Below are 19,837 nucleotides of genomic sequence, written 5' to 3'. Positions count from 1 at the left end.
GACGGAGTGAGGACTTGCATCGGGACCTAATAGGAAGGTTTCCTAACGGTTCCGGGGAACCTAGCGGGGATGCCGACCGCTGTCAATCGGTCGCTGTCAGTTACCGCTAAAGGTTCCACCAGAGGTGTTCAGGCGGTACTGCGGTCCCGCCAGGCGGTCTTCAACGCGCCGAGAGTGACAGCGACGGCAGGCCGGCGGGCGGTCGCCGTCCGCCAGACGGCGTACAGGCGGCGGCTCGGTGCCGGCTGGAGCGGGATCGCCGTGACGTTCTCCGGCAGCGGCCCGCGGCCGAGGCGGGGGATCATGCCGATCCCGAGCCCGCGGTCGAGCATCGCGATCTGGGTCTGGTACTCCGCGACGGAGTAGACGACGTCGGGCTCGACCCCGGCCTTGCGCATCGTCCGGACCAGCCAGTCGTGGCAGATCGTGCCCGGTGGCTGGCAGATCCAGCGCTCGCCGACGAGGTCGGCCGGGCGGACGGTCTCCTTGTCGGCCAGTCGATGCGTGGTCGGGACCAGGACGTCGGCCGGATCCGTGCCCAGCTTGGTGCGGGACAGGTCCTCGGTGAGCGTGAGCGGGGTGTTGGCCCAGTCGTGCACGACGGCGATGTGAACCTCGCCGCGCTGGACCGCCGCGACGCCGTCGAACGGATCCATCTCGACCACCCGTACGTCGAGCGCGGGGTTGCCGTCGATCAGCCCCGGCAGGGCGACCGGGAGCAGGCCGCGCGCGGCCGTGGGGAACGCGGCGATGACGAGCTCGCCGATGGCCTGGCCGCGTTGCTCCTCGAGGCGGAGCTCGGCGTCCTCGACGAGTTCGAGGACCTTCGACGCCGTGGCCGCCAACTCCTGGGCGGCGTCGGTGAGGACGATGCCGCGACCGCGCTTCTCCAGCAGTGTCGTCCGGGTCTCGCGCTCGAGCTTGGCGAGCTGCTGGGAGACCGCGGACGGGGTGTAACCGAGCGCGTCGGCCGCGCTGCCGACCGATCCGTACAGGGCGACGGCGTGCAGCGCGCGCAGGCGGCCGAGATCAATCATGTAGCGCTCCTACATCGTGCACGGTAGCAATCCGTGCTGGTCCTTAACTGTAGCGCGGCCCATCCTTGGTCGTATGAACCCTCGTCACGTGCTGCTCGCGCTCGCCGTCGTCCTCGTCTGGGGGATCAACTTCGTCGTCATCGAGGTCGGGCTGGAGGAGTTCCCGCCGTTGCTGTTCTCGGCGCTGCGGTTCCTGCTGGCGGCCGTGCCGGCGATCTTCGTCCTGGGGCGGCCGCGGGTTGCCTGGCGGTACGTGATCGCGGTCGGGCTGGCGCTGGGCGTGGCGAAGTTCGGGCTGCTGTTCGTGGCGATGGATCACGGCGTACCGGCTGGGCTGGCGTCGCTCGTGCTGCAGTCACAGGTGATCTTCACGGTGCTGTTCGCGGTACTGGTCCTGCGGGAGCGGCCGCGGCGGGCGCAGCTGTTCGGGATCGGGGTCGCCTGCTTGGGGCTGCTGCTGATCGTGCTCGACCGAGGACTGGCGTCGCCGCTGGGTGCGCTGCTGCTGGTGATCGCGGCCGGGGCTTGTTGGGGCGTGTCGAACACGGTGACCCGGCACGCCAAGCCGCAGGACATGCTCCGCTTCATGGTGTGGGTCAGCGCCGTCGCCGTACTGCCCCTGACTGTCCTGTCGCTGCTGGTCGAGGGGCCGCGCGCTGATCTCGATGCTTTGCGCAGCATCGATCTGGGTGGGGCTGCCGCGTTGCTCTACCTGGCGGGTGCCGCCACGCTCTTCGGCTTCGGAGCCTGGGGCTTCCTGCTCGGCCGGTACGACGCCAGCACCGTCGCGCCGTTCTCGCTGCTGGTGCCGGTGGTGGGGATGGGTGCGGCCTGGCTGCTGCACGGCGAGGCGGTCGGCCTGCAGCAGGCTGTGGCCGCCGTACTGATCATGGGTGGGATGGCCTGCACGGTGATCCGGCCGCGTGAGCGGGTTACTGCTCCGGTTGGGTGAGCTGGTCGCGGGCGCGCATCAGGGCGAAGCCGAGCAGGTTGAGGCCGCGCCACTGGGCCGGGTGCTCGGCGCGGTCGTCGTCGGCGGCCAGGCCGATGCCCCAGATGCGGTCGACCGGGCTGGCCTCGACCAGGACGCGGTCCTTGGTCCCGAGCAGGTAGTCGCGCAGCGCGTCGTTCTGGGCGAACTTGTGGATGTTGCCCTCGACAACGAGATCGAGGCGGTGACGCTGCCAGGTCTCGGTGTCGAACCCGTTCACCTGGCGGCCGATCGCCTTGGCCTGCTGCGGATGTCCCGCGGCGATCACGGCCTGCTCGGCGTCGCGATCGCCGAAGAGCCGGGCCTTGCCGGCCATCATCCAGTGCTCGGCGGTCGGGTAGCGCACGCCGTCCACGGTGAACGGCGCGTGGAACCACTGGCTCAGGCAGCTCGCGTCGACCTGCCCGTCGCGGCGCGGGGTGTCGCCCCAGAAGAAGACGTACTTGTAGCGCTTCTTGCGGGACAGGCCGTCGAGCAGGTCAGCGGTGGACCGGGGTGTGGTCATCTCACTCGTACGGGTTGGCGGGTGCGGTCACGGTCTTCACCTCGGAGACGGTCAGCGCGGCGACGTCCCCATCGGAACGCTTGGTCGGCTCGGCCCACTCGCCGGTGACGGTGACCCACTGGTTCTTCGGCGGGGCAGCCTGGCCGCGGGCCTCCACCATGAACGCCGTACCGTCGGCGACGCAGCAGGTCAGGCCGATCCGGGACACGTACCAGCTGCCGTTCTTGCCGGGCGTGACGAAGCCTGTGAGCTGGAAGTCGCGACCCTTCATGCTCTCCTTCTCCCACACGGCCCAGACGGCGTAGTCCCTGACCGCCAACGGTACCGGTCCGACGTTCTGCGCGCTGTCGGCGAGCCAGGAGTTGCCCTTCGGCGCGACCGGTTTGGACGCGACCGGGGACTGCCGCTGGGCGGCGTCCGCGCCGAGGGCGGGCGGGTCGACGACGAGCAGCGCGAAGACCGGGATCAGCAGCAACCAGGCGGCGCGGGGGAGGCCGTGGTGGTCGTGACCGTCGTCTTGCTTCGTGGAGCGGGTGTCGGCGAGAACGTCGGCAACGGCGAGCAGGATCAGGATGATGCCGGCCGCGAGCAGCATCGAGCGCATGCCGGGTTTCACGTACCGCAGGTAGGTGTCGGAGATCGCGAGCTGGACGATCGCCGCTCCGACGAAGACGACCACGAGACCCGCGACGTTGCGCTTCACAGCAACCACCATCCGACGAGAAGACTGGCCGCGATCGCGACCACGAAGGTGGCCGGCGCGAACCGTACGGCGAACTTCGGCCCGAACGTCCCGGCCTGCAACGCGATCAGCTTCACGTCGACGATCGGCCCGACCACCATGAACGCGAGCCGCGCGGTCAGCGAGAACTGCGTCAGGCTGGCCGCGACGAACGCGTCGGCCTCCGAGCAGATCGCCAGCAGCACGGCCAGCAGACCCAGGACGACGACCGAGAGCAGCAGGTTGCTCGCGACGTGGTCGAGCCACTCGCGCGGGACCACGACGTTGAGCGTCGCCGCTGCGGCCGCTCCGATCACGAGGAAGCCACCCGCGTGCAGGAAGTCGTGCAGCATCGACGAGCGGAAGACCTCCAGCTTGGCGGTGCCCTCGGCGTGCCGGCTCTTCGGCATCCGCAGCCAGGAGCTGCCCTTGCCGGTCAGCAGCCAGAGCCAGCCGAGCACCATGCTGACCGCTATCGACGTCAGCGCCCGGGCGACGACGACCTTGGGCTGACCTGGGAAGGCCACCGCGGTCGAGGCCAGTACGACGGGGTTGATCGCGGGGGCCGAGAGGAGGAACGCGATCGCCGCCGCCGGCGTGACGCCACGGGCCATCAGCGCGGCCGAGACCGGGACCGAGGCGCACTCACAGCCGGGGAGGATCACGCCCGACGCGCTCGCGACCGGGACGGCGAGGGCCGGGTGCTTCGGGAGGGCCTTGGCGAAGAACGAGGCGGGGACGAAGGCGGTCAGAGCCGCCGAGAGCAGTACGCCGAGGACGAGGAACGGCAGCGCCTGGACCGTGACGCCGACGAACATCGTGGCCCAGGTGCGGACGCCGTCGTCGGTGAACAGGCCGGCGAAGAGTTTGCGGCCGAACAGGGCGAGGCCGACCAGGACGACGAGGGTGATCGTGAACGCGATCGAGGAGCCGGTGGGCTCCTGGGGCGGCTCTTCCGGGGGCGTCAGAACGGGGTTTTCCGTCACTTCCGGCGTACTCATGGGCGGCATCAAACCACAGCATTCCGCACGGGATCGACTACCGTCCGTGCTCGCAAATGAAAATCACCGTCGTCCCGCTGGAAACTGGCCTTCGGACTGTGGTGCTCGGGAAATGCCTGGAGAGTGCGTCCTCGGTTCCTGTTGAGGCCTTCTTCGCCATGGCAGGGTGGAACGCATGGATGCCAACGTCGTGACCGCGGTCAACAGCCTCACCTCACGCTGGGTGCGCACGCTCGCCCCCGGCAACACCGTGATCTCCGGGCTGGGCCTGTGGCCCTTGCTCGCTCTGCTGTCCGCTGCCGCCGACGAACCAGGCCGCGCCGAGCTGGCCGAGGCCGCCGGCGTCGACCCGTCCACTGCCGCTTCCCAAGCGGTGGAGCTGATCGGTGCGCTCGACGAGGCGTCGGATCTCCACGCCGCCCTGGGCCTGTGGGTGCATCAGCAGCTCAAGCTGAGCGAGTCGTTCGACAGCGTGCTGCCCACCGACCTGACCGGCACGCTCGTCGGCGATGCCGCGGTCGACAAGGCCAACCTGGACGCCTGGGCCGCCGAGCACACCGATGGGCTGATCCGTGAGATGCCGCTGGAGTTCACGCCCGACCTGGCGCTGGTGCTCGCCTCGGCGCTTTCCCTGCACACCACCTGGGTCCGCCCCTTCCGGGAACAGATCAAGCACATCCACGAAGGCGAGTGGGCGGGCTCGTGGCACTGGCTGGACCGCACCGACTCCGACCTCGACGCAGTACGGGTCCACGACTCAGAGGCCGGTGGTCTGACGGTGATCACCGTCGCGGGTGACGCCGATGTCGATGTCGTCCTCGGCGTCGCCGCCCCTGGTACGCCGCAAGCTGACGTCCTGGCGGGTCTCCTGGACGCCATCGCCAATCCGGGTGGTGGACGCCCCGGCAGTGCGCTCATCGGTCAAGCCGAGCCCGGGCAGCAGTTGGCGCCCGCGCTGACCCTCGCCCAGACCACCGCGGCCGCGCCTGACCTGACGATCGCCTTGCCGTCCTTCTCCGTCTCGGCGGAGCACGACCTGTTGGCACTCCGATCGCTCTTCGGTCTCACCACAGTCAGCACCGACCCTGGTGAGCAGGGCCACTTCTCCGCGATCAGCCCGGACCCGCTGGCCGTCGGCCAGGCCAATCAGTCCGTCCTCGCCCGCTTCCACGCCACCGGCTTCGAGGCCGCCGCGATCACCGCCATCGGGATGACCCGAACGGCGGCGCTGATGCCGAGCTCACCTCGTCTGGCGGTCGCGCTGACCCATCCCTTCGCGTTCACCGCGGTTCATCGCCCGACCGGTCTGCCGGTGGTCACCGGCTGGATCCAGACCCCGACCGAACCCGAGTAGCCGGCGTCCCGCCGGAACCGGTCGGTCGGCCCGGGACCGGTGAGGCCGATCAACCTCCGAACGCCCAGCCCACCATCAGCGGGAACTCCTCTGCCCAGAAAGGATCGCCGTGATCGCCCACTCGCTCCGTCAGCACGACGTCCGCACCGGCGTCGCGCAGCGCGTCCGCCCACCGGGCCGCGTTCTCGAGGAACCAGGGCTCCAAGGTGCCGCCGACCAGATAGGTCCGCGGCAACGGACCCGGCAGCTCGGTCGGTGGCTGATAACCCCCGCCCGGCGAGGCAGAGAAGACGACACCGTAGACGTCCGGGTGCCGAATCCCCATCGCCAGCGAGAGTTCTCCACTCGCCGACACCCCACACACCGCGGTGCGCTCAGCCGGCAACGCCACTCCGAAGCGCGACCGCACCCACTGCCCGACGTCCTCGACGAAGAACTTCTCGTGCGCGGCGAACCGTTCCGCGTCGAACGACGGCGAGTACTCCTTGATCCGCACCATCTCGTCCTCGGCATCGGTCCGGTGCACGCCGACGATCATCGTCGGCGGCACGTCCGCGGCCTCGAGCTGCTCACCCCACCCGGAGATCAACTGCCCGTCGCCGGCGAACACGACAGCCTCGGGCGGCTCCGGCGGCACGTACACGGTGACCTGCCGCCCGTCGTCGTACGGGAAGCTCTCGGTGACAGGCTCTCCGGCCAGTTCGTCCATGTCGAACCTCTCGGTGGAAGTGATCGCGTCAGGTGGAAAGAACTGCGTCGAGTGGGTCGGTCAGGGCAGCGATGGTCGCGGGAGACGGAGGCAGGTGCTGAGTCATGAGGACCGCGGAAATGCCGTGCTCGGGGTAGGAGTACCAGAGGGTGCCGAGCCCTCCACCCCAGCCGTACCGAGCGGGAGTGCCCGGGCCGCCCGGGCGCGTCTGCACGCCGTACCCCCAGCCCTCGCCGTCCAGGAAGATCTGCGCGGACGGCCCCGACCGCTGCTCAGCGGTCAGCCGATCGACCGCCATCGCGTCTCCCCGTTGTGGATCGACCGTCGACAAGCTGGTCACGAAGGTCAGATAGTCCGCCGCGGTGGAGACCAGGCCGCCGCCTGCGTTGGGAAAGACCGGAGAAGTGAGCCAGTCGCTGTCCGGCACGTCGTCGAAAAGCGCTGTCCCATCGGTGAAGCAAGGGATCAGCCGGTCGCGCGCGTGCGACGGAACGCTGAACCCGGTGTCGTTCATGCCCAGCGGATCGAAGACGCGATCGCTGAACAACGTCGGCAGATCAGTGCCGGCCGCGCGGGCGAGCAGGACCCCGAGGACGGCGTACGAGAACTCGTAGCGCCAGTGCCGCCCAGGCTGTTCCATCAACGGCAGCTCGGCGAACCGGCGTACCCACTCGTCGGGCGAGTGCGGGATCGCAGAAGGCATCGGCGGCCCCATGCCCAGCCCCGCCGCGAACGCCGCCTCCGCGACCGGGCACTTGTCCACCTCGAAGGCGAACCCAAACCCCAGTTGCATCAGCAACAGGTCTTCCACTGTCGGCGCCTCGTCGGCCGGAACGGTGTCCTCGAGCGGCCCGTCGAGCTGTCGAAGAACTCGCTGCCCACTCAGCTCAGGAAGCCAACGATGGATGGGATCGTCGAGCGCGAGCACTCCGTCGTCGACCAGTTGGAGAGTCACCGCGGCGGTCATCGGCTTCGTCATCGAGCTGATCCGGAACACAGCGTCAGGTTGCAGTGCACCACCACCAGGACGATCCAGCCCCACACCCTGAATCCACTGCCGCTCCCCATCGGCGACCCCAACCACCGCCCCGGGAACCTCTCCACCCAGAACCAGCTTCTCGACCGAGTCCACCACCGACGTAAAGAGCGTCATCGCAGCACATTCAACGGGAGTCCTCGCAGTTGATGCAAGGACTCGCGGCCGGCTGCGATTTCGGCATGGACACAGGTCGGAGTGGGGCACCACCGCTTCGCGATGCGGGACCTCGACACCAGCGATGCAGGGCCTTGACGCCAGCGATGCGGGACCTCGACAGGAGCGATGCAGGGCGTCGACGCCAGCGCCATGCAGGGGGTCGACGCCAGCGATGCACGGCGTCGACGCCATCGAGGTAGGCCTCGGCTAGAACTTGCTGCGGGAAGTCGGCGTCGGGGCGAAGGCCGGGCTGGGCCTGAGCACCTCCGCGAGCTGGGCGGTCTTCTCCACTGACAGGAGGTCGCTGCTCTCACTCGAGCCGATAATGACGCCGCCGCCGTCGAGCTCAACCACCTGCTGGCCCAAGCCGCCCGGCATGGCCCGCGCCCTGCCTTCGGAGAGGTAGGTCAGGTATCCGATGTCCGGCCCCGGCTTGCCGGCAGGTTGCAGCCCGGCCAGAGCGTCCCTGAGGGACCTCGAGGTCACATTGCCCCAGTCGGGATCCCACGCCGTGACGACCCGGCGCAGGATCGGGTCCGCGAGCGCCTCGGCTCCGACCCACCGCACCACGAACGAGTTGTGCGCGTTCGGGGATTCGGAGTAGCGCCCCACGCCCATGCTGATCCGGAACTTCCCGACCCGCTGCCCGCTCCCGTCGTACGCCTGATTGATCCCGAGCTGCGGAGCATCGGTGTTCGCCCGAAACGCGTCGGCAATCACCCGCCGAGCATGTCCCGGCTCGGCGAGCGACTGCCCCGGAGACTCGGGCGACGACCACCGAACACTCTCCCCGACCACTTCGTCCAGCCCTGCGAGAAACGTGAGCAACCTGTCGGCGACCTGATCCGGTGTCTCCTGCCGCGGCCCCCAGAATCCCCGTGTGATGAGCGGCTCGTCCACGGGATGAACCTATCGCGCCGCGGGACGACCTCGCCTTCGTCTGCTCACGACTGGACGCGCCAGGCCAGAACGCCCGCCCTGGTACACAACCGCGGCTCGAGGCGCTCCTGCAGTTCCCGGTACTCCTGCATCCCGCGGTACCAGTTCAGCACTGCAAGGTCAGGTCCGACGGCTCGGTGCGCCGGTCAGCGGAGTTCCTCCGGGGAGAACAGACGGTTGAGGAGGGCGGAGGCCTCGTCGACGCCGGCGCGATCGCCGGTGAGGAGGAGGTCGAAGAGCAACCCACGGGAGGCGGCCAGGCCCAGGCGTGCGTACGCCGGCGCTTGGTCCTCGGGGATTCCTGCCTTCACGCAGAGCCGTACCAGCGGAGGGAGCCAGACGTTGATTAGGTCAGCTTTCAGCGCCTCGGTGTGGGGGAGGTCCTGCATCGCGTGCGCGGACAGCTCGAAGAACAACGGGCCGTAGATCAACGCCGCTTCGGTCACACGGCGCCAGAACTGCTCGGCCTGCTGCTCCAGCGGCAGATCCTCGAGCTCCGCCAGCAGGTCACGCTGCTGCTGCTCGACCGTGCGAACCACTTCGGCCAGCAATCCCTCGCGCGAACCGAAGTGGTAGATCAGCATCCGGTGACTGGTACCGATCGACGCCGCGATCGCCCGCAGGCTGGCATCCCCGATCCCGTTCTTCGCGAAGTGCTCGACGGCCTCGGTCAGCAAGGACTCGCGGCTCACGCCTCGGTGACCTTCTTCAGGCACGCGGTCTCGGTTGCGATGTACTCCTTGGTCAACTTGGCGTACAGCTTGCCGAAGATCCAGCCGAGCGGGCCTTCCTGGATGATCGTCGCGGTCACGACCGTGCCTTCCGGGGTGCTGACGACGCGGTGGCCGCCGGTGGTCTTGATGCCTGGCGCACGGGAGACCCACTCGAAGTACTCGCCGTCCTTCAGTTCGGTCACCTCCCAGACGGCGACCGGGAGCTTGGGCTGGCGGATGCGGGTCCGGGCGCCGACGCGCAGGTCGCCCCCATCGAGGCGCTCGACGGACTCGACGGTCGGGGTCCAGTCGGGCCAGTGGGCGACGTCGCTGAAGACCGCCCAGACGCGTTCGGCGGGGGCGTTGACGGTGGTGGAGTGATCGAAGCGCATGTACCAAATGGTACATGCGCGGTCCGTGGTCGTCGATCAGCCGAGCGTCGACGCTGTGTGCACGGACGGTAAGAGTCGGGTCAGATCGGCGATTGCGGTGTGCTGACGATCCGGTGCCGCCGGTAGGGTCTTCGCCATGGCCGACCAGAACACGAACCACGCCACCGAGAACGAGCAGGACCCGGGCGCGAGCACCCAGATGTTCCGCGCCTTCGTCAGCGAGGGCGAGGTCCACGCCGCCGAGGAGCCGAAGATGAACGGCCGCATGCTGGCCGTTGTCGGCGCCGTCGTGGTCCTGATCGCCGTCGTCGCCGCGATCCTCGTCCTCTGACCGAGCAGTTCCCGGTACGGCGAAGTGCCGCGCCGCGACGTCGTCGCGCAGCGCCGACCGGGCCACTTGTGTGTGAAGCGGTGACCGCACGACGCCGTCGCTGCGAGATCGCGGGGTGAACGGATGACCACCGTGGACGTTCACGTCGTACGGGTCTTCGTCGACCCCTCCGGTGCCTTCGGCAACCCGCTCGGGATCGTCGACGGGACGCTGGTTCCCGGCGAGGAGCGGCAGCGGATGGCTGCTCGGCTCGGCTACAGCGAGACCGTCTTCGTCGACGACCCGGCCGCCGGTGTGATCCAGATCTTCAGTCCCACCGGCGAGATGTCGTTCGCCGGGCACCCGACCGTTGGCGTCGCGTGGTGGTTGCACGCGCAGGGCCGGCAGGTCGACGTACTGCGGGTGCCGGCCGGTGAGGTCTCGATCATTCGTACCAACGACATCACCGCCGTACGCGCGAACTCCTCCTGGGGCAGCACGTTCGACTGGCGCCAGCTCGACACCCCCGCAGACGTAGTCGCCGCAGACCCCGCAGCCTACCCAGCCGGTCACACGTACCTCTGGGCCTGGGAAGACGAGCCCCAGGGCCGCATCCGCGCGCGAGTCTTCGCTCCCGCGATGGGCATCCCCGAAGACGAGGCCACCGGCTCAGCCGCCACCCAACTCACTGCCCGCCTTGGCCGCTCGCTCCACATCACCCAAGGCGCCGGCTCCGAACTCCTCACCACCGATCTCTCCGGCGGTTGGACCACAGTAGGCGGCCGAGTCCTCCCGGCCCCCAGCCGCACGATCACCTACTGAGCCGAAGGGCGGTCCGCCGCACCGGAGGACTCGGCCGCGCCGTACCGGTCGAAGGCGTCGGCCGGGCTGTGTCGGTCGAAGGCCCAGCATCACCTGCCGCCGGCATCTCGCGAGCGTCGCCAGGCCATCGCCGAGTTCTTCCGGTCAGCTCCGGTTAGCGGACGTCGGCAATAGCAGTACCTGCACGTGCGGTCTTGCGCTGATCGCGTACGGCCGGTGTGGTTCTCGGCGTACGCCTACGGCTGTTCGACGAGGCTGCGTACGGCGGCCTCAAGCGCGGCACGGTGTTGTTGTATCCGCTTGGCCGAGAGCGGGTCGCCACCGCCGGCGGCCAGGAGCGCGGGTGGGGCGCTGAGCCAGCTCTCGGTCATCCGCAAGACGAACGCGAACAGGTCCGCCGCCGGGATGTCGGTCCGGATTCGCCCGGCGCGTTGCGCCTTCTCGACTGCTTCGATGCGTGCCCGGAACGCCCCGCGCTCGGCGTCCGACGGCTTGGTCTGCTCGAAGGCGCGCCAGGCAGCGAGCCGTCGGGCGTCGGGGTTGGCCAGCATGTAGTCGAAGCGGGCGATCGCGAACGCGCGCAGGTCACCCTCGTCCATCGGAGCGGCCTCGAGCACCGCCTCAGTCTGCTCCTGGACGACGGCGTCGAACAGCTGGTTCTTGTCACCGAAGTAGACGTAGAGCAGGCGCTTGTTGGCACCGGCGCGTTCGGCGATCCGGTCGATCCGCGCGCCGGCGAATCCGTACTCGGCGAACTCCGCGGTCGCTGCCTCGAGCAACAAGGCCTTGGTCGCCGCCGCGTTGCGCGGACGTGGTTTCCGCGCGGCCGCCTCGGACATGCTGATCACCTTACCTGCGGGCGAGTCCGGTTCCGGCAGGTCGTCACCAGGCCACTGGCCCGTTGGCGTCGAAGAAGCCGCCCGTCGGGCCGTCCTGTCCGATCTGCGCCAGGCGGACGATGCTCGCGGCCCCCTGCTCGACCGTCTGCGTTCCCGTGTTGTGGTTCAGATCGGTGGCGGTGAATCCGGGGTCCGCGGCGTTGATGCGGATGCCGGGGAACGCCTTCGCGTACTGCACCGTGACCATGTTGACCGCCGCCTTCGACGCCGGGTAGGTGATCCCGGGGTAGAAATGCGCGGGCGCGTCGGACGAGGCCAGGTCCCGCGTCAGTCCGAGCCCGCTGCTCACGTTCACGACGACCGGTGCTGCCGACCGCTGGAGCAGCGGCAGGAACGCGTGGGTGACGCGAACGAGGCCGAAGACGTTGGTCTCGAAACCCTCCCGCAGGTTGTCGGCCGTCAGTTCCGCGGCCGCAACGAACCCACCGTCGGCCGTACGCTCCTCGATCCCGGCGTTGTTGACCAGCACGTCCAGTCCACCGTCGGCCTCGATCTGCTTGACCGCCGCGGCGACCGAGGTGTCGTCGGTGACGTCGAGCTGAACGAACCGCGCCCCCAGCCGCTCGGCCGCCTGAGCACCGCGCTCGGCGTCGCGAGCCCCCACGTACACCGTGTGCCCCGCAGCCACCAGTTGGCGAGCCGTCTCGTAGCCGAGTCCTTTGTTCGCTCCGGTGATCAGTGTGGTGGTCATGTCTCCTCCTTGAAGCTGTATCTAACTGAACAGTTACAAGCATGCACCCGGCCGCTAAGTAAATCAATAGTTAGTGACATACGAATGGAAGGGCGCCGCTCAGCGATGATGGAAGCATCGGCAGGCAGGGGACGGAGACTCGATCGTGCACACCATCAGTGCCAAGACGGTCACCCTGGCGAGCGGGCTTTCAGTGGACTTCGCCGAGACAGGCGATCCCGGAGGCATCCCCGTTGTCTTCGTGCACGGCTACGTCGAGTCCTGGCGGTACTTCGAACTCGTTCTCGAGCACCTCCCGCCGGCGCTCCATGGCTACGCCCTGACCCTGCGTGGTCACGGAGGCGCGGATGGCCCGGGTGGATACGCGCCGGGTGATTTCGCCGCGGATGTCCTGGGTTTCCTCGATGCGGTGGGGCTCGAGCGTGCGGCCATCGTCGGCGCCTCCAGTGGAGGATTGGTCGCACAGTTGGTCGCCAGCAGCCAGCCGCACCGGGTTTCAGCACTGGTGCTCCTCTCCGCGCCGGTCGCCCTCGCCGACAAGCCCGGTGTCATCGCGAGGTGGGAGGAGATCGCGAAACTCGAGGACCCCGTCGACCCGGCATTCGTCGAGGAGTTCGTGCTCGCCACGTCTCCCGCATCGGTACCCGATGAACTGGTCCGTGTGCTCGTCGGTGAGAGCCAGAAGATCCCGGCCCGCGTCTGGAAGGAGACGCTGCGCGGGCTCATCGATGCGGACTTGCCAGTTGCCCTGGAGCGGATCACGGCACCGACCCTGCTGATCTGGGGAGATCAAGACGCCTTCGTCGCCGGCGACCAGGCAATCCTCCTTCGCGACATCCCGGATGCCCGGCAAGTCGTCTACGAGGGATGTGGTCACGGTCCGCACCTCGCAGAACCGGAACGAGTCGTCAGGGACCTTGTCCACTTCCTCGCCGGATAAGGCGTCCGAGAGCTTCCAGCCGGTGCCCTGGCGCCGTTGATCCGTAACCCGACCGGCCTGGGAAACCGCATCCCGAGACACTCCGACCTTTGTCTTGACGTGGATTTGCAACGTTGTAAACTTCAGGCGCCAATGCATCGTCACTCTGGGGAGATGGCCCGTGGGTTCTGACGTCCGGCACGCAGGCGAACGTCTCGCAGGCCTGGGCGGCCGGGCCGCGACACTCGGACGGCGGTCGTTTCTCCTGCGGGTCGGCGGGATCGCGGCCGCGGGTGCGCTCGGTGTCTCTTGCTCTGCGCAACAGCCGAACCGCACGCTGCGGTTCTTCGAGCAGAAGCAGGAAGTGATCGCGTACTTCGACAAGCTGCTGCGCGCCTTCGAGACCGAGCACCCCGGCCTGACCGTCGTCCACGACACCACCTCGTCGATCGCGCCGCAGTTCGTGCGCAACGAACCGGCCGACGTCGGCTGCTTCAACGACAACCTCGAGCTCGCGCGCTACATCAAGCGTGGTCAGCTGAGCGACCTGTCGCACCTGCCGTCGGCGCAACGGATCCGGAGCGACATCGGCGGCCTGACCGACCAGTACGCGACGTACCCGGGCCGTACGGCGGTGCTCCCGTACTCGCTCGCCGCGGCCGGCGTCATCTACAACCGCAAGATCTTCGCCGACCACAAGTTGCCGGTGCCAACGACCTGGAGCGAGTTCGTGGCCGTCTGCACCGAGCTGAAGCGGGCCGGGATCGTCCCCGTCTACGCGACCGGCCGGACGACCTGGACCATCTGGCAGGGACTGTTCGACTACTCCGTCGGCAGCCTGGTCGACACCGCCGCGTTCTTCGCGAAGATGAACGAGATCGGCGCCGACGTCGGCCCGAACTCGGAGGTGTCGTTCCAGAAGACGTTCGCACCAGCGATGGAACGCGCGAAGACGATCTCCACCTTCTTCAACCCCGACCACGCGGTCCGTTCGTACGAGGACGGAAACCTTGCCTTCGGCAAGGGGCAGGCGGCGATGTACCTGCAGGGCCCGTGGGCGATCGGGCAGATCGCGCTGGTCGACCCCAAGCTCGACCTCGGTACGTTCGCGCTCCCGGTCAGCGAGGACCCGAAGGACCGCAAGGCCCGGGTGAACGTCGACCTCGGCCTCTACATCCCGCAGCGCTCGGCGGACGTCCAGGCCGCCAAGGACCTCGTCGAGTTCCTGATGCGGCCGGAGATCATCAACGCCTACAACCAGGACAACCTGGCCTACGCGACCACGAAGGACGCGCCGCCCCAGCGCGACCCGCGCCTGGCGGGCCTGCAGACGTACGTCGACCGCGGCGCCTTCTACCAGGGCGCCGGCACGTTCATCCCGACCTCGGTCCCGCTCGGCAACTACCTGCAGTCGGCGATCAGCAGCGGCGACTTCGACGGGCTGCTCAAGGATCTCGATGCCGACTGGCGCCGCCTGGCCCGGCGGGGGGCGACCACATGACCGCGCCGGCCACCGTCCATCCGAAAGGCAGAACGATGACGACCGAGGCGCACCCCGCCGTCGGAAAGCGGCGCCCGCGCCGGGTCGAGCCGATCTACTACCTGTTCCTCGTCCCGACGCTCGTGCTGTTCACCGCGTTCGTCGTCGGGCCGGCCCTGGTCGGCATCTTCTACAGCTTCACCGACTACATCGGCGTCGGCGACTGGTCGTTCCTCGGCCTGCGCAACTACCAGGCGTTGTTCGACGACCCCGCGATCCTGGAGTCGTACACCTTCACGATCGGCTTCGCCGCCGTCACCGTCGTCATCGCCCAGGTGATCGCCCTCGCCCTGGCGGTCGGCTTGTCCAGCAAGATCCGGGCCGCCACCACGCTCCGCAGCGTGTTCGTGCTCCCGATGGTCCTGTCCGGCATCGTCGTCGCGTACGTGTTCAGCTTCCTGTTCTCGAACACGCTCCCGGCCTTGGCGACGTCGGCCGGGTTCGCGCCGCTCGAGCAGAGCATCCTCGGCGACCCGGACCTCGCCTGGCTCTCGATCGTCATCGTCTCCGCGTGGCAGACGATTCCCGGCGCGATGCTGGTCTACATCGGCGGCCTGACGGCGATCCCGGCCGATCTGTACGAGGCCAGCGCGATCGACGGCGCCGGCGCGTGGCGCCAGTTCCGATCGATCACGGTCCCGCTGATCAGCGGCTTCATCGTGATCAACACGATCCTCGGCGTGAAGGGCTATCTCGGTGCGTACGACGTGATCGTGGGCCTCACTGGCGGCGGTCCCGGTACGGCGACCCGCAGCGTCGCGATCACGATCTTCGGCGGCTTCACCGGCGGCGACTACGCCTACCAGATGACGAACGCCACCATCTTCTTCGTCCTGACCGTGCTCATCTCGGTCGTCCAACTGGTCGCGACCCGCGGAAGGATGGTTCGGCTGTGAGCGCCCTGCAGACCGCGCCGCGCCGGCAGCGGCGTACCAACTGGCCTGTCACGATCGTGCTCGCGCTGGCGTCGCTGACCGTGCTCGCGCCGCTCTACGTGACGCTGTCGATGGCGTTCAAGACCAGCGGCCAGTCGGTCGACGGCAACGCCTTCGCCCTGCCGAAACCGTTCAACCCGGACAGCTTCGCCGAGGCGTGGACGCTCACGAGGTTCCCGGTCGCCTTCGGCGTCTCGGTCGCGGTGGCGGCGATCACGGTCGTGCTCACGTTGCTGCTCAGCTCGCTGGCGGCGTACGCGATCTCCCGCAACTGGTCGCGCCGGTTCTTCCGCTGGTCGTTCATCTACTTGCTCGCGGCAATGTTCCTGCCGTTCCCGGTGGTGGCGCTGCCGCAGATCAAGCTGACCGCGCTGACCGGGCTCGACAACCCGGTCGGCGTCGGCATCCTGCACGCCATGTTCCAGCTGTCGTTCAGCGTGCTGCTCTACACGGCGTACCTGCGCACGGTCCCGCCCGAGCTGGAGGAGAGCGCCCGGATGGACGGAGCGTCCACCTGGCAGATCTTCCGGCGGATCGTGCTGCCGCTGCTCGGGCCGATGAACGCCACCGTCGGCATCTTCGCCTTCCTCGCCTCCTGGAACGACTTCATGCTGCCGTCGCTGATCACCGCGAACCCGAAGCTGCAGACCCTGCCGGTGGTCCAGAACATCTTCCAGAGCGACTTCGGCACCGACTACAACGTTGCCTTCGCCTCCTACCTGATGACGATGGCACCGACGATCATCGTGTACCTGTTCGCCCAGCGCTGGGTGATCAGCGGCGTCACCCAGGGCGCCGTCAAGAGCTGAGGAGAACCGTGACCGACCTTCCCGTTGTCAGGCCGTTGCCGGAGGCATCGCCGCGCGCCCACGCCGACCGTCAGGTGACCGGCGACCACTGGCGGGTCACGGTGCTCGGCGCCGGCCTGTTCCGGATCGAGTGGTCCGACGACGGCGCGTTCGAGGACCGGGTCTCGACGTTCGCCGTACGGCGTGAGGTCGAGCCGGTCGACTTCACCGTCGAGCGCGACGAGCGCGGTGTCGTCATCACCACCGAGCGCGCGCGACTGCGGTACGACGGGGAGCAGTTCTCCACCCATGGGCTGCTCGTCGAGTGCCTCGGGCGCGACAGCGGACGCTGGCGTTACGGCGAACCGGCCAACGACCTCGGCGGGACGACGCGGACGCTGGACGACGTCGACGGCCGCGCCGAGCTCGGACCCGGAGTCGTGGCGCCGGGCGGCGTCGCCGTACTGGACGACTCCGAGTCGTTCCTGTTCGAGGACGACGGCTGGATCGGCACGCGCGAGCCGGGGCGGCGTGACCTGTACGTGTTCGCCTACGGGCGCGACTACGCGGCCGCCGTCGAGGCGTTCTACGCGGTCTCGGGGGCGCCGACGCGGCTGCCGCGATGGGCCCTGGGCAACTGGTGGAGCCGGTACCACCCGTACACGACCGACTCGTACCTCGCACTGATGGACCGGTTCCGGGACGAGGAGCTCCCGTTCTCGGTCGCGGTGATCGACATGGACTGGCACCGGGTCGACTCGGTGCCGCCGGAGTACGGCAACGGCTGGACCGGGTACTCGTGGGAGCGCTCGCTCTTCCCGGATCCGCCGGCGTTCCTGCGCGCCCTGCATGAGCGGGGCTTGCGGACGACGCTCAACCTGCACCCGGCGGACGGCGTACGGGCGTTCGAGGACGCGTACCCGGAGGTCGCGCGGGCGGTCGGCGTGGATCCGGACAGTGGCGCGGCGATCCCGTTCGACCCGACGGATCCGGAGTTTCTCCGGGCGTACTTCGCGCAGCTGCACCACCCGCTGGAGGCCGACGGCGTCGACTTCTGGTGGATCGACTGGCAGCAGGGCTCCAGCTCGAACGTGGTCGGGATCGACCCGCTGTGGCTGCTGAACCACTTCCACCACCTCGACGCGGCGCGCGACGGGCGACCCGGGATGACCTTCTCGCGGTACGCCGGTCCGGGAAGCCACCGGTACGCCGTGGGCTTCTCGGGTGACGCGGTCGTGTCGTGGGCGTCGCTGGCGTTCCAGCCGGAGTTCACCGCGACGGCCGCCAACATCGGGTACTGCTGGTGGAGCCACGACATCGGCGGCCACACCCGCGGCGTCCGCGACGACGAACTGGCCACGCGCTGGGTGCAGTTCGGGGTGTTCTCGCCGATCTCGCGGCTGCACTCGGCGAACAACCCGTTCATCCGCAAGGAGCCGTGGGCGTTCCCGGCCGAGCACCGCGACGCGATGGGGGAGGCGCTGCGGTTCCGGCACCGGTTGGTGCCGTACTTGCACACGATGAACCACCGGGCCGCGGCTGGTACGCCGCTGGTGCGGCCGATGTACCACCTGGAGCCGCGGCGGTCGGAGGCGTACGGCGTACCGAATCAGTACGCGTTCGGGTCGGAGCTGATCGTCGCGCCGATCACGGAGCCGCGCAGCCCGTCGTCCCTGCGCGGGAGCGTGCGCGCGTGGCTGCCGGCCGGCACGTGGACCGACATCTTCACCGGCACCGTCTACCACGGCGACCGCGCCGTCGAGCTGCACCGCTCAACGGCGTCCATCCCGGTGCTGCTCCGCGAGGGCGGGATCCTCCCGCTCGCCAACAACCTCGACGCGACCCGGAACCCCGCCGCGTTGGAGGTGCTGGTGGCACCGTCGGCAGCAGGCGAGTTCGTCCTCGCGGAGGACGACGAGGACGACCGCGTCATCGGCCCCGACGGAGGCCCGGCAGCCCGTACGACCCTGCGCTGGAACCCCGAGACCGGCGACTTCCAGATCGACGCGATCTCTGGTCGCGCCGAGGTCGTGCCCGCCGTCCGCGAGTGGACCATCACCTTTCTCGCGAAACTCCCCACCGGCGAGGTCACCGCCAACGGCAAGCCCGTCGACCCCACCGGCACCGACGGCCGGTGGAGCGTCACCTTCAGCGCCCGCTCCGGCGAGAACTCGGTCGTCCACGTCGACGGCGACCTGCGCGTCGGCACCTCCCAGCTGGACGCGATCCAGGAGCTGCTCGAACGAGCCCAAACCGGCAACCCCGAGAAGCTGGAGGCCTGGGAGATCGTCAACGCCGACCGCTCGGCGGCCGAACGCATCGCCGAACTCACCGCCGTCAACCTCCCGGAAGCAGTCCGCTCAGCCCTGATCGAGCTACTGGGCGCCGTCGGCTGAACAACTTCCCGTCGGGGGGCGCAGCCTCTGCGCCCGCCGACGGGGCCCCAGCCGCCTCTGGCCGGCTGTATCCGTTGACTCCGGGTGGCTGTCGGGCGGAGCATGGGTGCTCGGCTAGCGGGAGGTTCGCGATGGCGGAGATCGTGCGGGCGGCTTTGGTGCAGACGACCTGGACCGGGGACCAGGAGTCGATGGTCAAGGCGCATGAGGGGTATGCGCGGGAGGCGGCCGCCCAAGGGGCGAAGGTGATCTGCTTTCAGGAGCTGTTCTACGGGCCCTATTTCTGCCAGGTCCAGGATCCTGGGTTCTACGAGTACGCCGAGTCGGTGCCGGGTCCGACGACCGAGCGGTTCCAGGCGTTGGCCGAAGAGCTGGGCCTGGTGATGGTGCTGCCGGTGTACGAGCAGGAGCAGCCGGGCGTGCTGTACAACACCGCCGCGGTGATCGATGCTGATGGCAAGTACCTGGGGAAGTACCGGAAGAACCACATTCCGCAGGTGAAGGGGTTCTGGGAGAAGTTCTACTTCCGGCCGGGGAACCTCGGGTACCCGGTGTTCGACACCGCGGTGGGGCGGATCGGGGTCTACATCTGTTACGACCGGCACTTCCCGGAGGGGTGGCGGGCGCTCGGGCTCGCCGGGGCCAAGATCGTCTTCAACCCGTCGGCGACCAGCCGCGGCCTGTCGTCGTACCTGTGGAAGCTGGAGCAGCCGGCCTCCGCGGTGGCCAACGAGTACTTCGTCGGGGCGATCAACCGGGTCGGCGTCGAGGAGTACGGGGACAACGACTTCTACGGGACGTCGTACTTCGTCGATCCCGAGGGCAAGTTCGTCGGTGAGGTCGGGGACGACCAGAACCCCGAGCTCATCGTCCGCGACCTCGACCTGAGCCTGCTCGACACGGTCAGGGATCGGTGGCAGTTCTACCGCGATCGCCGGCCGGACGCCTACGGGGACCTGACCAAGCCGTAACGAAGGAGC

21 protein-coding genes are annotated in these 19,837 nt (G+C 68.7%); 10 read left to right on the top strand and 11 right to left on the bottom strand.

Features of this window, described 5'->3' with window-relative positions:
- Positions 1-128 precede the first annotated feature (128 nt).
- Entirely contained in the window at positions 129-1,037 is a 909-nt protein-coding gene (locus tag ABD235_RS15120) for a LysR family transcriptional regulator (protein ID WP_344174594.1), read from the bottom strand.
- A gap of 73 nt (positions 1,038-1,110) precedes the next feature.
- On the opposite strand from ABD235_RS15120, the gene ABD235_RS15115 reads away from it, so the two are divergent.
- The gene (locus tag ABD235_RS15115) at positions 1,111-1,989 is read left to right on the top strand and encodes an EamA family transporter (protein ID WP_344174591.1); all 879 of its coding nucleotides are present in this window, start codon (positions 1,111-1,113) and stop codon (positions 1,987-1,989) included.
- Here ABD235_RS15115 and ybiA read toward each other — a convergent pair.
- Genes ybiA through ABD235_RS15100 form a run of 3 tightly spaced genes read right to left on the bottom strand, consistent with a single transcriptional unit; the run spans position 1,970 to position 4,255 of the window.
- Positions 1,970-2,533 carry a riboflavin biosynthesis intermediates N-glycosidase gene (gene ybiA / locus ABD235_RS15110; protein WP_344174589.1) on the bottom strand — a complete coding sequence of 188 codons (564 nt, stop codon included), beginning with the start codon at positions 2,531-2,533 and terminating at the stop codon, positions 1,970-1,972. The two genes, ABD235_RS15115 and ybiA, sit on opposite strands and share 20 nt — an antisense overlap.
- Position 2,534: 1 nt before the next feature.
- Positions 2,535-3,236 (bottom strand): TIGR03943 family putative permease subunit, encoded by a 702-nt coding sequence (locus tag ABD235_RS15105; protein ID WP_344174586.1) that lies wholly within the window; start codon positions 3,234-3,236, stop codon positions 2,535-2,537.
- Positions 3,233-4,255 (bottom strand): permease, encoded by a 1,023-nt coding sequence (locus ABD235_RS15100; RefSeq protein WP_344174584.1) that lies wholly within the window; start codon positions 4,253-4,255, stop codon positions 3,233-3,235. The genes ABD235_RS15105 and ABD235_RS15100 overlap by 4 nt, the downstream gene beginning before the upstream one ends.
- Positions 4,256-4,430: 175 nt before the next feature.
- Here ABD235_RS15100 and ABD235_RS15095 point away from each other — a divergent pair, with 175 nt between their 5' ends.
- Positions 4,431-5,609, top strand: coding sequence for a serpin family protein (locus ABD235_RS15095; RefSeq protein ID WP_344174582.1), 1,179 nt, complete (start codon positions 4,431-4,433; stop codon positions 5,607-5,609).
- A 49-nt stretch (positions 5,610-5,658) separates the two neighbouring features.
- On the opposite strand, the gene ABD235_RS15090 is transcribed toward ABD235_RS15095, so the two are convergent.
- The 5 genes from ABD235_RS15090 to ABD235_RS15070 form a co-directional block, all read right to left on the bottom strand.
- Positions 5,659-6,318, bottom strand: a complete 660-nt coding sequence (locus tag ABD235_RS15090) for an alpha/beta hydrolase (RefSeq protein WP_344174580.1) — start codon at positions 6,316-6,318, stop codon at positions 5,659-5,661.
- A gap of 28 nt (positions 6,319-6,346) precedes the next feature.
- Positions 6,347-7,471, bottom strand: coding sequence for a serine hydrolase domain-containing protein (locus tag ABD235_RS15085; RefSeq protein ID WP_344174578.1), 1,125 nt, complete (start codon positions 7,469-7,471; stop codon positions 6,347-6,349).
- Between the two features lie 249 nt (positions 7,472-7,720).
- The gene (locus tag ABD235_RS15080) at positions 7,721-8,413 is read right to left on the bottom strand and encodes an Imm52 family immunity protein (protein WP_344174576.1); all 693 of its coding nucleotides are present in this window, start codon (positions 8,411-8,413) and stop codon (positions 7,721-7,723) included.
- A 185-nt stretch (positions 8,414-8,598) separates the two neighbouring features.
- Positions 8,599-9,144, bottom strand: a complete 546-nt coding sequence (locus ABD235_RS15075; protein WP_344174574.1) for a TetR/AcrR family transcriptional regulator — start codon at positions 9,142-9,144, stop codon at positions 8,599-8,601.
- Positions 9,141-9,557, bottom strand: a complete 417-nt coding sequence (locus ABD235_RS15070; RefSeq protein ID WP_344174572.1) for an SRPBCC family protein — start codon at positions 9,555-9,557, stop codon at positions 9,141-9,143. Before ABD235_RS15070 ends, ABD235_RS15075 begins: the two co-directional genes overlap by 4 nt.
- Before the next feature lie 136 nt (positions 9,558-9,693).
- On the opposite strand from ABD235_RS15070, the gene ABD235_RS15065 reads away from it, so the two are divergent.
- A complete protein-coding gene (locus tag ABD235_RS15065; RefSeq protein ID WP_344174569.1) occupies positions 9,694-9,888 on the top strand; it encodes a hypothetical protein in 195 nt (64 codons plus the stop codon).
- A gap of 123 nt (positions 9,889-10,011) precedes the next feature.
- Entirely contained in the window at positions 10,012-10,689 is a 678-nt protein-coding gene (locus ABD235_RS15060; RefSeq protein WP_344174567.1) for a PhzF family phenazine biosynthesis protein, read from the top strand.
- Positions 10,690-10,925: 236 nt separating this feature from the next.
- Here the strand turns inward: ABD235_RS15060 and ABD235_RS15055 are convergent, their stop codons facing one another.
- Together ABD235_RS15055 and ABD235_RS15050 are read right to left on the bottom strand one after the other, a co-directional pair.
- Positions 10,926-11,528, bottom strand: a complete 603-nt coding sequence (locus tag ABD235_RS15055) for a TetR family transcriptional regulator (RefSeq protein ID WP_344174565.1) — start codon at positions 11,526-11,528, stop codon at positions 10,926-10,928.
- Positions 11,529-11,571: 43 nt separating this feature from the next.
- Positions 11,572-12,279 (bottom strand): SDR family NAD(P)-dependent oxidoreductase, encoded by a 708-nt coding sequence (locus ABD235_RS15050; RefSeq protein ID WP_344174562.1) that lies wholly within the window; start codon positions 12,277-12,279, stop codon positions 11,572-11,574.
- Positions 12,280-12,424: 145 nt separating this feature from the next.
- Between ABD235_RS15050 and ABD235_RS15045 the strand changes: the two genes are divergently transcribed.
- From ABD235_RS15045 to ABD235_RS15020, 6 genes are all read left to right on the top strand, one after another.
- Positions 12,425-13,219 carry an alpha/beta fold hydrolase gene (locus ABD235_RS15045; RefSeq protein WP_344174560.1) on the top strand — a complete coding sequence of 265 codons (795 nt, stop codon included), beginning with the start codon at positions 12,425-12,427 and terminating at the stop codon, positions 13,217-13,219.
- Positions 13,220-13,379: 160 nt separating this feature from the next.
- Entirely contained in the window at positions 13,380-14,699 is a 1,320-nt protein-coding gene (locus ABD235_RS15040) for an ABC transporter substrate-binding protein (protein ID WP_344174558.1), read from the top strand.
- 35 nt (positions 14,700-14,734) lie between these two features.
- Positions 14,735-15,634, top strand: coding sequence for a carbohydrate ABC transporter permease (locus ABD235_RS15035; RefSeq protein ID WP_344174556.1), 900 nt, complete (start codon positions 14,735-14,737; stop codon positions 15,632-15,634).
- Positions 15,631-16,482, top strand: a complete 852-nt coding sequence (locus tag ABD235_RS15030; protein ID WP_344174554.1) for a carbohydrate ABC transporter permease — start codon at positions 15,631-15,633, stop codon at positions 16,480-16,482. Before ABD235_RS15035 ends, ABD235_RS15030 begins: the two co-directional genes overlap by 4 nt.
- 8 nt (positions 16,483-16,490) lie before the next feature.
- Complete coding sequence (locus ABD235_RS15025; protein WP_344174552.1) at positions 16,491-18,857, top strand: glycoside hydrolase family 31 protein; 2,367 nt, start codon at positions 16,491-16,493, stop codon at positions 18,855-18,857.
- A 131-nt stretch (positions 18,858-18,988) separates the two neighbouring features.
- Positions 18,989-19,828: a nitrilase-related carbon-nitrogen hydrolase gene (locus tag ABD235_RS15020; RefSeq protein WP_344174549.1), complete on the top strand. Its 840-nt coding sequence runs from the start codon at positions 18,989-18,991 to the stop codon at positions 19,826-19,828.
- Positions 19,829-19,837: the final 9 nt, after the last annotated feature.

Origin of the sequence: Kribbella lupini (assembly GCF_039529595.1) — a bacterium.
Lineage (GTDB): Bacteria > Actinomycetota > Actinomycetes > Propionibacteriales > Kribbellaceae > Kribbella > Kribbella lupini.
This window is presented reverse-complemented; position numbering and strand designations above follow the sequence as displayed.